The following is a 14331-nucleotide window of genomic DNA, read 5'->3' on the forward strand; positions in this document are numbered from 1 at the left end:
GTGGTGAACCCGTTGTGACCGTTAATTCAAATTTTGTTCACCATCGCGACTCGAGGCTTGGTGGGTTCTTTGAAATGTGCACGTTGACCATGCCTTTTCACAAAGAACTGAACCACGTGTCCTTCTTTACACTCGACCAGAGTGACTAACGTCACAGATTGAAACCCTGTTCGCGCGGGTGAATCCGATCGGACGGATCCGGCGGCAGCGGGTCGAGCTGACCTTTTCGAGTGACCTGCAAGCAGTCACCAGTGGCCGACGTAAGGTCATGGGGTGCGACTGCTCGTAACCGGCGGGGCCGGGTTCATCGGTGCGAATTTCGTCCAACAGACCGTGGCAGAGCGTCCCGACGCCACCGTAACCGTCCTTGACGCTTTGACCTACGCGGGAAACCGGACCTCGCTCGAGCCGGTGGCCGACCGCGTCGACTTCGTGCACGGTGACATCGCCGATCTGGATCTGGTCGACGAACTCGTCAGCGGTGTCGACGCCGTTGTCCACTTCGCCGCCGAATCGCACAACGACAACTCCCTCGCCGAACCCTGGCCGTTCGTGCAGACCAATATCGTCGGTACCTACTCGCTGCTGCAGGCGGTACGCCGCCACGACGTGCGCTACCACCATGTCTCCACCGACGAGGTCTACGGCGATCTCACACCGGACGGACCCGCATTCGACGAGGACACCCCCTACAACCCGTCCAGCCCCTACTCGGCCACCAAGGCCTCGAGCGATCTGCTGGTGCGCGCCTGGACCCGGTCGTTCGGTGTCCGCGCGACGATCTCCAACTGCAGTAACAACTACGGGCCGTATCAGCACGTGGAGAAGTTCATCCCGCGTCAGATCACCAACCTCATCGACGGCGTGCGGCCGCGGCTCTACGGTGCCGGCCATCAGGTGCGTGACTGGATCCACGTCGACGACCACAACCGCGCGGTGTGGGACATCCTGGAGCGCGGGCGAATCGGGCAGACCTATCTGATCGGCGCGGACGGTGAACTCGACAACAAGTCCGTGGTGCGGATGATCCTGCAGGCCTTCGACCGCGATCCGGGCGATTTCGATCACGTCACCGACCGGGCGGGTCACGATCAGCGCTACGCCATCGATGCGACGCTGCTGCGCACCGAACTCGGTTGGACGCCACGCTATTCCGACTTCGCCGCCGGGCTCGCCGCGACCATCCGGTGGTACCGGGACAACGAATCCTGGTGGCGCCCAGCCAAAGCCACGACCGAGCGCGCCTACGCCGAGGCGGGCGAAACGACCATCAACGCCTGAGTCAGCCCCAGACGATCGAGTAGTACTTCCACAGCGCGGCGATCAGCGCTACCAGTGTGGCCGCGATGACGGCGACGGCCGGACCCCTGGTCGGGGTCTGGCCGCGAACGTCGGTGAGCCGCAACGGCATCCAGCGCAGCAGCAGCACCAGTGCGACGATCGCCAGCGGCACGAAGTACCGGCCCTGGACACCATCGATGATGTAGTAGCCGACCGGTGTGAACGACATGTACAGCGTTATGTAGATCATCGCGACGCTCGCGAGCAGCGTCAGCGCGACGATCAGTGTGCGCCGGAAGGTGGCCGTCGCGGTATTCATCCGATCCGCGATGCCGATGCTGACCGCGAAGGCGAGCAGGCAGGCCAATATCGACAATGCGGGGACATCGATGTAGGCGAAGCCGAGTTCACCGAAGAACTGGATGAACCACCGCTGATCGCGCAGGGCGATGCTCTCGCCGAAGGTATTCACGAAATTCACCGGGTCGGTGAGGATCCCGTGCAGCTGATCGCTCGGCCGCACCGAGTTCCACTGGTGCTGTGGGCGCATCAGGCCCATACCGTCGGTAGTCGGTCCCGCAATCTTCATCCAGACCGCGAATGCCAGCGCGCCCAGTCCCGCGAAACCCCATGGGATGAAACGCTTCCAACCGGCCGCACCGCCGAGGGCGAACCGGTTCGTCGGCACCAGCACCACGAGCATGGCGAGCAGCACGTAGGTCGGCTTGCTGACCGGCAGCAGCAGGGTCGCGCCCAGTAGCGCGGCCGTCTCGGTGCGACCGAGACCGTCACCCAGGAACAGCGCCTTGACCAGCAATGCCGAAACCAGGATGGCCAGTGCGTTGGTCATGGTGTCGGCGGTGACGGTGCCCGCCTGGAAGACCGCGATCGGCAGCACGGCGACGGTGAACGCCAGCCACTGCACCCGGTGCGCGCGCAGTGCCCACAGACCGAATCCGACCAGCGCGAGGTAGGTGGCCAGGCCCGCGAGCCGGGTCAGCAGCATCATCGCGCCGACATTCAGTCCGAACAGCTCGGCGACCCGAATGCCGATGGCCGCAGGGATATACGGCACCGGCGAGTAGGCGGCGGTATTGGTGAACCAGACCGGCTCCTCGGCCTTGGAAACCGCGGCGCCTTCCATCCGGGCGTAACTGCCGGGATCGGCCACCATCTGATCCGGCTCTTCCGGATTGGTGCTGTAGTCGTGCAGCGCGTAGCCCATCAGCTGGGTGATGCTGATCGGCACATCGCCGCCATAGGAGATGCCGCGATCGTCGTGGATCCGCTGCGGCAGGAAGCCGCCGTGCGCGACCTGGTAGGCGCGACCGAACTGGGTGATTTCGTCGTGGCCCCAGAACGGCGGGGTGATCCAGGCGAACAGTGCGCCGAAGACCGTGACGACGATGGTGAAGGCGACCGTCGCGGTGCCGAAGCGGGCCACGATGCGGCGTCCGAAATCACGTGCTGGATTCGGTCTGCTCGAATCAGGTTCGGCGGCAGCGGATTCGGCTGTCGCTACATCGTTGTCCGTGGTCTCGGGTTCCGGATTCGCAGCGGTCGCGGTTCGATCCGCCGAGGTCGTCAACGCTCGGCTCCACCGGTGTTTACCTCACCACCATGCGCGTCGTCCGCGCCGACGGCCGAGTAGCGCAGGTAGACCAGCCGGGCGGCCTCGTGCCGGGAGCGCCGGATGCCGTCCAGGATCAGCCCCGCCGTCCAGGCCAGGCTGCCGAGCAGCAGCAAGGTGAATCCCAGGAACAGCGTCGGGAATCGGGGCACCTCATGGGTGTTGTAGAACTCGACCACGATCGGAATGGTCAGAATGATCGAGACCAGCCAGCTCAGCGTGCCGAACAGTCCGTAGAACGCGACCGGTCGCTCATGTCTGGCCAGGCCGATGATCAGCGCCAGGATCTTGAATCCGTCGTGGTAGGTGCGCAGCTTGCTCTCACTGCCCGCGGGCCGATCGCGGAAGCCGACCGGAACCGCGGTCTGCGGCACCCGCAGATGCAGGGAATGCACGGTCAGCTCGGTCTCGATCTCGAATTCGCGCGAGACGGCCGGGAAGCTCTTCACGAATCGGCGCGAGAACACCCGGAAGCCGCTGAGCATATCGTCGACGTTCTCGCCGAACACCTTTCCGACCACGCCGTTGAGCACCTTGTTGCCGGTCTCGTGGCCGGAGCGGTAGGCCGACGCGCCCTCGTCCTGTTTGCGGACGCCGAGCACATGGTCGTACGGACCATCGAGCAGTGTCTTGATCATCAGCGGCGCGGCCGACGCCTCGTAGGTGTCGTCGCCGTCGATCATCAGATAGATATCGGCCTCGATATCGGCGAAGGCGCGGCGCACCACATTGCCCTTGCCCTTGGTGTGTTCGTGGCGCACGATCGCACCGGCGGCGCGGGCCCGCTCGGCGGTCGCGTCGGTGCTGCGGTTGTCGTAGACGTAGACGACGATTCCCGGCACGGCGGCCTGCAGGTCGGCGACGACCTTGGCGACCGAAGCCTCCTCGTTGTGGCATGGCACCACTGCGGCAATTCGGAGCTCGGTGGAGTCCACCCGGTCAATCCTCGATGTCGGCGGTGAATGGGGAACACCGGGAGGGTACAGGGCGGTACCTATTGGTGCTCACTCGGTTCACCGAGCCTACTGGGGTACCGTCGCCGGGTGTCTTACCCAGAGCAGCCCGTGTCATTCTCCGAACGGTCCGGCTCACCGCAATCGACGCCCGTTGACGAGCCACTGACCGCGAAGGTGATCGCCGCACTGCGGCGCGGCGGCGCTTTCCTGGTGGTCGGCGCGATCGGTTTCCTCGTGGACGCGGGCACCTACAACCTGCTGGTGTTCTGGGGCGGCGAGGGCGTGCTCTACCACGCGCCGCTGCCCGCCAAGATCATCGCGATCGCGGTGGCCACGGTGGTGACCTACTTCGGCAACAAGTGGTGGACCTTCGGCCACAAGAAATCCGATAATCCCGGGCGCGAGTACCTCTTGTATGCCATATTCAATGTTGTCGCTATCGGCCTGCAACTAGGTTGTCTGGGGTTCTCCCGCTATGTGCTCGACCTGTCTTCACCGCTGTCGGACAACATCTCCGGCACGCTCATCGGCCAGATCGTCGCGGTGGTATTCCGCTACTGGGCCTACGACAAATTCGTATTCGTCGGTTCTTCGGACAGTTCGGCTAATGACAAGCAACCATAAATAGCAGGACCGCCCCGGTTCCTGGACAGGCAGTCGCCGAGCCTGATTGATATCCTCGCACCCGCCGCGAAGGCATCCAGGGGCGTGTCTGTCCCGTCGGCACCAAAACGATTTCGAGGACTTCATGGATCAGTCGGCTACCCAGGCCGTTACCGAGACAAATGACCAACCTTCGACCGCGCCCGCCTCGCTGCGCGTCGACCACCAGGCGCCCGATCGGCTGGTGCTGCAGCGCGGCATCTTCACCGGTCCGTCGGCGAAGGTGAGTGACGAGCTGTACGCCGTCGTCAAGGGTCGCGCACATCGGGAACGCCTGGAGCTGAGACTGGAGAAGGGCGCGTCCGCGCATACCAACACCTACTTCGGGCGTTTCGCGGCCAGCTACTGGCAGCGCTGGACCACGGTCACCGAGGTGTGGGCGAGCATGGTGCTCGATGTGACCGAGAAGGCCCGCGTCCGGGTGGTCGCCTCCGATATCGCCGGGCACCGCCGGATCATCGAGACCGCCGAGATCACCACCAGCGGCCCGCTGACCTTGACCGCACCGCTGGACCAGTACGTCGACGGTGGCGCGCTGTGGCTCGAATTCGATGCCATCGGCGGCGAACTCGGCATTTCCGCGCAGACCTGGTCCGCCACCGCACCCGACCACATGCGCCCGGTCGCCATCGCGATCTGCACCTTCAACCGGGCCGCGGACTGCGCCGAGACGGTGGCCGCGCTGGCCTCCGACGCCCCGATTCTGGAGGCCATCGACGCGGTCTATGTGGTGGATCAAGGCACCGATCTGGTGGAGACCCAGGCGCGCTTCCAGGAGACGCTGCCGATCTTCGGTGACAAGCTGCGCTATATCCGGCAGCCGAATCTCGGTGGTGCGGGCGGTTTTACCCGTGGCCTCTACGAGGTGTCCGCGGTCAACGAGCACGCCGACGTCATCCTGATGGACGACGACATCCTCTGCGAACCGGAAACGGTGTTGCGGCTCAACGCCTTCGCCAACATGACCGTGGAACCGACCCTGGTCGGTGCGCAGATGTTGTTCCTGCTCAACCCGGATTACCTGAATGTCGGCGCCGAGGAAGTGCATCTGCACGAACTCAAGCACGGCCAGAAGGTGCCGAAGGCATTGCGCAACACCAGCATGCTGAAGAAGAACCAGGAGCGCCGCGTCGACGCCGGCTACAACGCCTGGTGGACCTGCCTCATCCCGGCCGAGGTGGTCGCCGAGATCGGGCTGCCGGTGCCGATCTTCTTCCAGTGGGACGATGTCGAATACGGCATCCGGGCCCGCGAGCACGGGTTCGTCACGGTGACGCTGCCGAACGCCGCGGTATGGCACGCGGACTTCTACTGGAAGGACTACGACGACTGGGCGCGCTACTTCAGCACGCGCAACTCGTTGATCGTCGGTTCACTGCACACCGATCTCGACGGCAAAGCCATTACCCGCCAGCTGTTCCGGAGTCTGGCCGAACATCTGGTCGCCATGCAGTACGGCCTGGTGCACACCACCCTGCAGGGCATCGAGGACTTCCTGCAGGGGCCGAAGGTCCTGCGCGACGGTGGAATCGCCGCGCTGGCCGCCGCTCGAACCAGTCGCGGCGACTACGCCGAGACCATCAAGCATCCCGCTGCGACTCCGCCGGTGCGCTCGGCCGATATCAATTTGCGTCGGGCCGGTGGCGAACCGAGTCGGGTCACCGCGGTGCTGATCAAGCGGGCCATCGCCCAGTGGACCGGGCGCACCCAGCACGGGCTGGTCGGCGTCACCCGCGAGGACGCGCACTGGTGGCACGTTTCGCTGTTCGACCACGTCGTGGTCACCGACGCCTCGCAGTCCGGTGTCCGGGTCCGGCAGCGCGACAAGGCGCGCGCTCGCGCCCTGCTCATCCGCACCATCCGCGTCCTGCGTCGACTGCGCCGCGAACTGCCCAGCCTCACCCGGCAGTACCGCGCGGCGATGCCTGAGCTGACCAGCCGGGAGAACTGGGAGCGCCTCTACGGCATCGAGCCGAACTGAGCCGATGCCGCCGCGCACGAAATGATCGCGCGGCGCGCCGAACGGTGCGCGTGCCGATCGTGCTCAGCGGAGTGCGGATTCGAATGCGGTGTACGCGCGCTCGTCGAAGAGGACGAAGCGAACTTCGGTCACGTTCGTTGTCGCTTCGCGCACCGTCTCGATGGCGATCCGCGCGCCGTCGTCGATCGGCCAGCGGTAGATGCCGGTGGAGATGGCCGGGAACGCGACGGTGCGTGCGCCCAATTCGTCTGCCACCCGCAGTGATTCGCGGTAGCACGAGGCGAGTTGGGCGGAGCGGTCCTCGCTTGCCGACCAGACCGGGCCGACGGTGTGGATGACCCAGTCCGCGGGCAGCCGACCGGCAGTGGTGGCGACGGCCTGGCCTGTGGGCAGCCCCTTGCCGTACTGCGATGCGCGCAACTTCCGGCAGCCATCGAGAATTTCGGGCCCGCCCGCTCGATGGATGGCGCCGTCGACACCACCGCCGCCGAGCAGCGAAGAATTGGCCGCATTGACGATCGCGTCGACCACCTGCTCGGTGATATCACCGCGGACCAGCGTGATCTCGGCCGGATTCGGTTGTCCAGTCACGTCATCGACGGTAGCGGGTAGGCGCGGGGTTGCTCGGAGCCACGCGCCACCCTCGGCCGGTCAGAGGAACAGGTCGGTGGTCAGTTCGGCGTCGCCGGGGACGACGCGGTACTTGTCCAGGTCGGTGATGCCGTGTGCGGCGAGTACTTCGTCATCGAGGAAGAAGTTGCCGCTGGTCTCCTTCGATGGTGAGGTGAGGACCAGGTAGGCGGCGTCGGCGTAGATGTCGGGGGTGCGGGAGGTGGCGATCATTTCCTCGCCGCCGAGCAGATTCTTGACCGCGGCCGTGGCGATGGTGGTGCGCGGCCACAGTGAGTTGACGGCGATGCCGTCGCCCTTGAGTTCCTCGGCCAAACCCAGTGTGGTGAGCGACATTCCGTACTTGGCGATGGTGTAGCCGAGCGCCATGCCCGCCCACTTCGGGTCCAGGTTGAGTGGCGGGGACAGGGTCAGGATGTGCGGGTTGCGGTCCGCCGCGGCCGATTCGCGCAGCGCGGGAATGCTGAGTTTGGAGAGCAGGAAGCTGCCGCGGCAGTTGATGTCCTGCATCAGGTCGTACTTCTTCATGGAGATGGCGTCGGTGGGGGACAGGTCGATCGCCGAGGCGTTGTTGACGACGATGTCGATGCCGCCGAACCGCTCTACGGTCTGGCGCACGGCCTCGGCGACCGACTCATCGATGCGCACATCGCCGACGAACGGCAGTACGGTTCCGCCCGCCGCCTCGAGTTCCGCGGCCGCGGTATGGATGGTGCCGGGCAGCTTCGGATGCGGCTGGTCGGTCTTCGCGATCAGGGTGATATTCGCGCCGTCGGCGGCGGCTCGCTTGGCGATCTCCAGACCTATGCCACGGCTGCCGCCCGACATGATCATCGTCGCGCCCGCGAGCGGCTTCGATCCCGGTTCCGTCATGACCTGCTCCTGTCGTCCGGGCCGCGGGTGGGTGCGCCCTCGGCCGTGCCGACCCGTTCGAGCGACCGGCGAGCAGTCGCCGACGGGTGTTGTGCACGTCAAGGGTAACCCAGGCCCCTATGCAACCAGTTGCATAGGGTGTTCGAAGAAAGGGCGCCGGAGGTCCCGACGCCCTTTCGCCGTTGTCAGATGCTGGATGCGCCTGCGATCAAGACGATGTTCAACAGGATCATCAATGCCACGATGCCCCAGCTGAGGTAGATGAAGATGGCGCCGGGCGTCTTCTGCGGAACCGGGCCGATCGCACCGCCGAGGAAGATGACCGCGGGCGGCTTGTAGTAGAACCGTGCGCCCTGACCTTCCTGAATCGCGGCCGTCGCATTCGCCGGGCCCATATCGAACAGCCAGGGCGTGGTCACCTTCACGTGGTACTGCCCCGGGCCGACCGGAATATGGTTCTGACCCCACCGCGTATTCGGCACCCGCTGACCGTTGATCAGGATCTTCGGCTTGGTGATCGCCAACAGGAAGGCGAACCACTCATAGGAGGCCTCGACGGTGATGCCCGGCGGGGCCGGTGCCTGCTGCGGAACCGGCTGTCCGTAGGGCGCCTGGCCGTACGGCTGCTGCCCATAGGGCTGAGCAGGCTGGCCGTACGGCTGTGGCGGCACGGGCTGGCCGTACTGCGGCTGCGGAATATGCGGCTGACTGCCGTACGGCGGTTGCGGCACCTGCGGTTGGCTGATCGGTGGCTGCCCCGCGGGCGGCGCGTATTGCGGTGGCGCACCGTAGGGATTCGGCGCGCCCTGCGGCGCCGGCTGACCATATGTGGGCTGTCCGGGCCATTGCCCGGGCTGGCCCTGTGGCGGATACCCGCCGGGGTAACTCATCGGAACCCTCCCGTTTAGCGATTTGTGCGTGCCGACCCTACCGTGATTCCGCGGAATCAGCGTTTCGAGCTTCTCTCCTGGTAGAACTGCCGCTGCTGCTTGCGGATATCGCGCCACACCTTGGCGCGTTCGGCCTGCAGCCGCTTATCCGATCGCGCTGCCATCCAGGCGTTTTCCCGTTCGAGTTTGCGGTAGCTGTCGAAGCGCCGCTGGGTGAGCGCGCCGCTGTCGATGGCTTCCCGTACGGCACAGCCGGGTTCGCCGTTGTGCGCGCAGTCGTCGAATCGGCAGTGCGCCGCGATGGATTCGATATCGCTGAAGGTTTTCTCGATGCCTTCCGCGGCATCCCATAGTCCGATGCCGCGCAGTCCGGGCGTATCGATCAGCGTGCCGCCGCCGGGCAGCGGCCGCAGCTCCCGATGCACGGTGGTGTGCCTGCCCTTCTTGTCCACCGCGCGAACGGTGTTGGTGGCAAAGACTTCCTGGCCGAGCAGGGCATTGGCGAGCGTCGATTTCCCGACGCCGGACGGACCGATCAGCGCGACGGTGCCGTCGAGCATCGCGGTGAGCACATCGAGTCCGGATCCGGTATTCGCACTGACCGCGAGAGCGACCGCACCGGGCGCGACGGCCTGCACTTCGTCGAGCGGAATATCCAGCGCCGCATCCGCTTTGGTGAGCACTACGATCGGTTGTGCGCGGCTCTCCCAGGCCAGTGCGAGCATGCGCTCGATCCGCCCGAGGTCGATGTCGCCGTCGGCCGCACTGCAGATCAGCACGGTATCGACATTCGCGGCGAGCACCTGGCCCTGTGCGCGCCGGTCCGCGGCCGAGCGCATGATCGCGCCGCGGCGCGGCAGTAGCTGTCGCACATTCAGTTCGGCATCGATGCTCACCCAGTCGCCGGTGCACAGGCCGCTGATCTCGGAATCCGAACCCCGCCTGAGCGGGTCAGGCCGGGAGGAGGCGGCTTGCGTAACCACGGACGGCCCCCGCTCAGGCCACATCAAACGCTGGCAACGGGCGCGCGTGAGTCCGGTCGGTGTCGCGACATCGCATTCGCTGCGATCCATGCGGATCACCCGCGCGGGGACGCACCCATCGTGGATGAGCGAGTTGTATTCATTGGCAACGGCTTCGGTCCAGCCGTAAGGGACGAGGAGGTCGTGGTCGACCATGATGGAAGGAATCCTTCGTCGGGCGCCGAGCCCGAACCGGACTCAGCGAGAGGTATCTGAGGCGGAAATTCGTGCGACAGCGTGCGTTTGCGCAGCTGATCCGGGCACGACAATCCGAACGGTCCGTGTCACGATCTCCACCTCCTCACTCTCGTCTCGACGTTGCTCGCCAACTTTGGCATGGCGCGCAGACCCGCGCAATCTATTTTTCGTCGGTGGGCTTCTGGTCCGGGGTCGGCTTGCCGAACTGCTCGTTGCGGCCCAGGCTGCGCAGGTGGAACCATTCGCGCAGACCGGCCGGATCGCGGCGGGTGACGAGGAAGAACCAGGAGAACCGGATCCATTCCTGGGGTAGCAGTTTGCGCATACCGGGCTGGGACATCAGGTAGCCGCGGTTGCGGTAGGTGAAGTAGCGTTTGACCGGGTCGTCCGGATACTGGGTGTGCATGCGGCCGCCGAGGATCGGCTTGAATTCGGCGGCGCCGTTGGGATGCAGGTAGGCCGTCTGTAGACAGGTGCCGAAGGGCAGACCCGAGCGAACCAGCCTGCGGTGCACCTCGACCTCGTCGCCGCGCACGAATAGCCGCAGGTCCGGAACACCGATCAGATCGACCGCCTTGGCGGAGATCAGCGCGCCGTTGAAGAGCGAGGCGATGCCGGGCAGGAAGTCTTCATCGCCTAGCTCGGAACGTAGCCGCCGCCAGACCACACCGCGGCGCAGCGGGAAGGCGAGCCGGTCCGGTTCGTCGATATCGCAGACCACCGGAGATACCTCGACCAGACCGTGTCGGCCCGCGCAATCCAGCAGCGTGGCAAGGACTTCCGAGCCGTCGGGGCGGCCGTCGTCGTCGGCCAGCCACACCCAGTCCGCGCCGAGGGTCAGCGCGTGCAGCATGCCTAGCGCGAAACCGCCCGCACCGCCGAGATTGTGCGCCGAACCGAGGTAGGTGGCCTCGACCGGCTGCTGGGCGACCAGCTCCGCGACCTCGGGTTCATTGGCGTTGTCGACCACGATCAGGTGGTCCACCGGACGGGTCTGGGAGACAAGCACTTTCAGCGATTCGGCGAGTAATTCGCGGCGCTTGTGGGTGACGACTACGGCGACGATTTTGGCGTCGGGTCCGGTGCCCGCCGGGGTGCGCGCGGCTTCGATCTGTGCGGGGGAGGGGTCGTCGTCCAAGTCGTCTGTGAGTTGCGCCGCTTGGTTGTCCGCAGGCTGAGGCGTGGATTGCGGTGCTGCGTCGTCTCCGGGCAGCGGGGTCGCGTCTGCAGGCTGCACCGCCGAGTCGTCCGAGGCCTGTGCTGCGGGTTGCGGTGTTGCGTTGTGCGGTACGGCGCCCTTCACCGGGGCGCTCGAGGTCGGTGCATCGGAATCCGGCACGGAGTCGATCGGGCCCTCGCGGCCCGCGTCGATCGGGGCGTTCTGCCCGGTCGGCTCACTCATGCCTGATTCCGCTCCAATTCTCGCTCGGTTCCCATTTTCCGTTCCGCTTCCATTTCGCGCAGCACGGTGGCGACGTGATTACCCGCGTCCGGGCCCTCGTAGGCACGCACCACTTCTTCGATACCGCCGCGCAAACGGATCTGCCCGTGGTCGATCCACATGGCGGTATCACAGAGCTGGGCGAGAAATTCGTTGGAATGGCTGGCGAACACCAGGATGCCCGAGCGGGCCACCAGTGATTGCAACCGGATCCGAGCCTTCTTCATGAATTCGGCGTCCACCGCGCCGATACCCTCGTCGAGCAGCAGGATCTCCGGATCGATGGAGGTCACCACGCCCATCGCCAAACGCACCCGCATACCGGTGGAATAGGTGCGCAGCGGCATCGACAGATATTCGCCGAGTTCGGTGAATTCGGCGATCTCATCGATCTTCGACAGCATCTGCTTGCGCGTCTGCCCGAGGAAAAGCCCACGGATGATGATGTTCTCGAAGCCGGAGATCTCCGGATCCATACCGACGCCGAGGTCGAATACCGGCGCCACCCGGCCGCGGATGCGAGCACTGCCGCGCGAGGGTTCGTAGATTCCCGAAAGCAACCGCAGCAGTGTCGATTTGCCCGCGCCGTTATGTCCGACCAGGCCGACCCGGTCGCCCTCTTTCAGCGAAAGGGTGATGTCGCGCAGCGCCTCGACCACCACGACATCGGACTGATTGCGGCCGATCGCACCGCCCGCCTTGCCGAGGAATGCCTTTTTCAGCGACCGCGATTTGGCGTCGAAGATCGGGAACTCGACCCACGCCTGGCGGGTTTCGATACTCACATGGTCGGTCATCGGGCCCGATCTCCTATACCCAGTACGGCACGCGCGAACGGTACTGCTTCATGGCGAAGATCGCCACGATCCAGCCGACTACGGTAATGGTGCCGACGATCACCCAGTGATACAGATGCTGATCATCACCGAGCAGCGGCGCGCGGACGATCTCCAGGTAATGGAAGGTCGGCACGATTTCGGCCAGCTTCGCGCGCTCGCTCACCTGACCACCCTGTTCTTCCAGGCTTTTCGTATTCCACATGACCGGCGTCAGCACGAACAGCATCAGCGTGAGGCTGCCGAGGATCGGCGCGATATCGCGGTAGCGGGTGCTGAAGATGCCGAACACGATCGAGACCCACATCGAGTTGAGGAACAACAGCCCGAGCGCGGGGATCGCGAAAATGGCGGTCCAGTGCAGCTTTTCCCAGACGCCGAATGCGAACAGCACCACCAGATAAATCAGCATGTTGTGCGCGAAGAACAGCAACTGCCGCCAGACCAGGCGATAGACGTGCACGCTCAGCGCCGACGGCAGCTGTTTGATCAGCCCCTCATTGGCGATGAAGACTTCCGAACCCTCGAGGATGCTGGCCTGGATCACATTCCAGATGATGATGCCGACGGCCACATAGGGCAGATACGACTTGATCGACTGGCCGAGCAGCGCCGAGTACAGAATGCCGATCGCGGCGGCCTGCACCCCGGTCGCGATGGTGATCCAGAACGGGCCGAGCACCGAGCGTCGATAGCGCTGTTTGATGTCCTGCCAGCCGAGCGACAGCCAGAGCTCGCGCTGCGCGAAGCCGCCGCGGAAATCCTTGAACGCGCGCCCGAAGGTCTGCGAGTCCGAGACGATCGCGCTCGCCGCGACGGCCTCCTCCGGCGCGGGCGTTTCCGCGTCGGAGCTCACCGGATGCTCCGGCGCGGTGTTCTCTTCAGTAGGCACGGAGGTCTCATCGGAACTCTCGTCGGTACGCGCTTGGCTGGTATCTGAACGCACTGAACCCTCTTCAGGACGATCCGAGCTCTCATCGGGACGCGCCGTATTCGCATCGGAGACCGAGTCGGGGCGGGCGGCAGCGGACGGCACGGTGCTCGACACTACCCTCGCGATTTCCCGCGGCGTGAGCGGCGGGGCCCGGAGGTGGTAGCGAAGCGTAACCACGTAGGGCCCCGCGATCGCCGCAAATCAGGCACCGCCGACCGGCTGGCACTCGACTCGGATCGACTCAGAGATATTGTCCGGAGCCGCCGATCGGCGAGTTCGACTGGCCCCCGCGCGGGTCGGTCGCGTGGATGCCGGGCGGCAGCGCACCCTGCCGCATCTGTTCCAGCTGCGCGCGCGCCGCCATCTGCTGGGCGAACAGCGCCGTCTGGATGCCGTGGAAAAGGCCTTCCAACCAGCCGACGAGCTGGGCCTGAGCAATGCGAAGTTCGGCATCCGATGGCACCGCGTCATCGGTGAACGGCAGCGTGAGCCGCTCCAGTTCCTCGCGCAATTCCGGTGCCAGACCCTGTTCGAGTTCACGCACCGAGGATTTGTGGATCTCACGCAGCCGGGTCCGGCTGGCATCGTCCAGCGGAGCCGCGCGGACCTCCTCGAGCAATTGTTTGATCATGGTCCCGATGCGCATGACCTTCGCGGGCTGCTCGACCATATCGGCGAGCGATTCCTCGACGTCATCCTTATTGTCCGCATTGTCGGATTTCTCATTACCGTCGGTAACGACCTGCGCGGTGAAGGGCGTGTCCGAGCCGGACTCGACCGGAATAGCCAGTGGCCTGCCGTCGGGTCCGATCACGACAATGGATTCGGGTGCTCCATCCGATTGCGTCATGGTCCCCATCATGTCGCGTCCGCCGCGAACGCGCTAAGTCGGTCGCCCTTCGATCGGGTCACCGGGTCGGTGCCGCGGCGCAGAGGCGGCGTCTATTCTGTTCGGGTCGTGTGGTTCGGATTTGCTGAAAGTCGGTTGCCATGCTG

Annotated in this window: 13 protein-coding genes; 3 read left to right on the top strand and 10 right to left on the bottom strand. The window is 65.3% G+C overall.

The genetic code is table 11. From position 1 onward, the window contains the following. Nucleotides 1–273 precede the first annotated feature (273 nt). Nucleotides 274–1281 carry a dTDP-glucose 4,6-dehydratase gene (gene rfbB, locus ACQPZ2_RS01835; protein ID WP_433524010.1) on the top strand — a complete coding sequence of 336 codons (1008 nt, stop codon included), beginning with the start codon at nt 274–276 and terminating at the stop codon, nt 1279–1281. A gap of 1 nt (nt 1282) precedes the next feature. Here the strand turns inward: rfbB and ACQPZ2_RS01840 are convergent, their stop codons facing one another. Then, complete coding sequence (locus ACQPZ2_RS01840; protein WP_433524011.1) at nt 1283–2869, bottom strand: DUF2142 domain-containing protein; 1587 nt, start codon at nt 2867–2869, stop codon at nt 1283–1285. After that, nucleotides 2866–3846 (bottom strand): glycosyltransferase, encoded by a 981-nt coding sequence (locus ACQPZ2_RS01845; RefSeq protein WP_433524012.1) that lies wholly within the window; start codon nt 3844–3846, stop codon nt 2866–2868. Before ACQPZ2_RS01845 ends, ACQPZ2_RS01840 begins: the two co-directional genes overlap by 4 nt. A gap of 108 nt (nt 3847–3954) precedes the next feature. On the opposite strand from ACQPZ2_RS01845, the gene ACQPZ2_RS01850 reads away from it, so the two are divergent. Further along, a complete protein-coding gene (locus ACQPZ2_RS01850) occupies nt 3955–4491 on the top strand; it encodes a GtrA family protein (RefSeq protein WP_245720867.1) in 537 nt (178 codons plus the stop codon). A 124-nt stretch (nt 4492–4615) separates the two neighbouring features. After that, complete coding sequence (locus tag ACQPZ2_RS01855) at nt 4616–6511, top strand: glycosyltransferase (RefSeq protein WP_433524013.1); 1896 nt, start codon at nt 4616–4618, stop codon at nt 6509–6511. A 63-nt stretch (nt 6512–6574) separates the two neighbouring features. Here ACQPZ2_RS01855 and ACQPZ2_RS01860 read toward each other — a convergent pair whose 3' ends face one another. The 8 genes from ACQPZ2_RS01860 to ACQPZ2_RS01895 form a co-directional block, all read right to left on the bottom strand. Then, complete coding sequence (locus ACQPZ2_RS01860) at nt 6575–7102, bottom strand: O-acetyl-ADP-ribose deacetylase (protein WP_433524014.1); 528 nt, start codon at nt 7100–7102, stop codon at nt 6575–6577. 60 nt (nt 7103–7162) lie between these two features. Then, on the bottom strand, nt 7163–8014 hold the full coding sequence (locus ACQPZ2_RS01865) for an SDR family oxidoreductase (RefSeq protein ID WP_433524015.1): 852 nt from the start codon (nt 8012–8014) through the stop codon (nt 7163–7165). A gap of 185 nt (nt 8015–8199) precedes the next feature. Beyond that, a complete protein-coding gene (locus ACQPZ2_RS01870) occupies nt 8200–8904 on the bottom strand; it encodes a hypothetical protein (RefSeq protein WP_433524016.1) in 705 nt (234 codons plus the stop codon). A gap of 56 nt (nt 8905–8960) precedes the next feature. Then, nucleotides 8961–10082: a ribosome small subunit-dependent GTPase A gene (gene rsgA / locus ACQPZ2_RS01875; protein ID WP_433524017.1), complete on the bottom strand. Its 1122-nt coding sequence runs from the start codon at nt 10080–10082 to the stop codon at nt 8961–8963. Between the two features lie 202 nt (nt 10083–10284). Further along, nucleotides 10285–11235, bottom strand: a complete 951-nt coding sequence (gene glfT1, locus ACQPZ2_RS01880) for a galactofuranosyltransferase GlfT1 (RefSeq protein WP_063039806.1) — start codon at nt 11233–11235, stop codon at nt 10285–10287. Between the two features lie 287 nt (nt 11236–11522). Continuing rightward, nucleotides 11523–12362, bottom strand: a complete 840-nt coding sequence (gene wzt / locus ACQPZ2_RS01885) for a galactan export ABC transporter ATP-binding subunit Wzt/RfbE (RefSeq protein WP_063039778.1) — start codon at nt 12360–12362, stop codon at nt 11523–11525. A gap of 13 nt (nt 12363–12375) precedes the next feature. Continuing rightward, nucleotides 12376–13257 (bottom strand): galactan export ABC transporter permease subunit Wzm/RfbD, encoded by an 882-nt coding sequence (wzm, locus tag ACQPZ2_RS01890; RefSeq protein WP_433527716.1) that lies wholly within the window; start codon nt 13255–13257, stop codon nt 12376–12378. Between the two features lie 319 nt (nt 13258–13576). Next, nucleotides 13577–14185, bottom strand: a complete 609-nt coding sequence (locus tag ACQPZ2_RS01895) for a bacterial proteasome activator family protein (RefSeq protein WP_157124223.1) — start codon at nt 14183–14185, stop codon at nt 13577–13579. Between the last annotated feature and the right edge of the window lie 146 nt (nt 14186–14331).

Origin of the sequence: Nocardia pseudovaccinii (assembly GCF_050942345.1) — a bacterium.
In the GTDB taxonomy this organism is placed as follows: domain Bacteria; phylum Actinomycetota; class Actinomycetes; order Mycobacteriales; family Mycobacteriaceae; genus Nocardia; species Nocardia pseudovaccinii.

Bases quoted from the DNA above. Each gene is read 5' to 3' on its own strand.
- ACQPZ2_RS01855 (WP_433524013.1), top strand. From the start codon at position 4,616: ATGGATCAGTCGGCTACCCAGGCCGTTACCGAGACAAATGACCAACCT.
- ACQPZ2_RS01865 (WP_433524015.1), bottom strand. From the start codon at position 8,014: ATGACGGAACCGGGATCGAAGCCGCTCGCGGGCGCGACGATGATCATG.
- ACQPZ2_RS01870 (WP_433524016.1), bottom strand. From the start codon at position 8,904: ATGAGTTACCCCGGCGGGTATCCGCCACAGGGCCAGCCCGGGCAATGG.
- rsgA (WP_433524017.1), bottom strand. From the start codon at position 10,082: ATGGTCGACCACGACCTCCTCGTCCCTTACGGCTGGACCGAAGCCGTT.
- wzt (WP_063039778.1), bottom strand. From the start codon at position 12,362: ATGACCGACCATGTGAGTATCGAAACCCGCCAGGCGTGGGTCGAGTTC.
- ACQPZ2_RS01895 (WP_157124223.1), bottom strand. From the start codon at position 14,185: ATGACGCAATCGGATGGAGCACCCGAATCCATTGTCGTGATCGGACCC.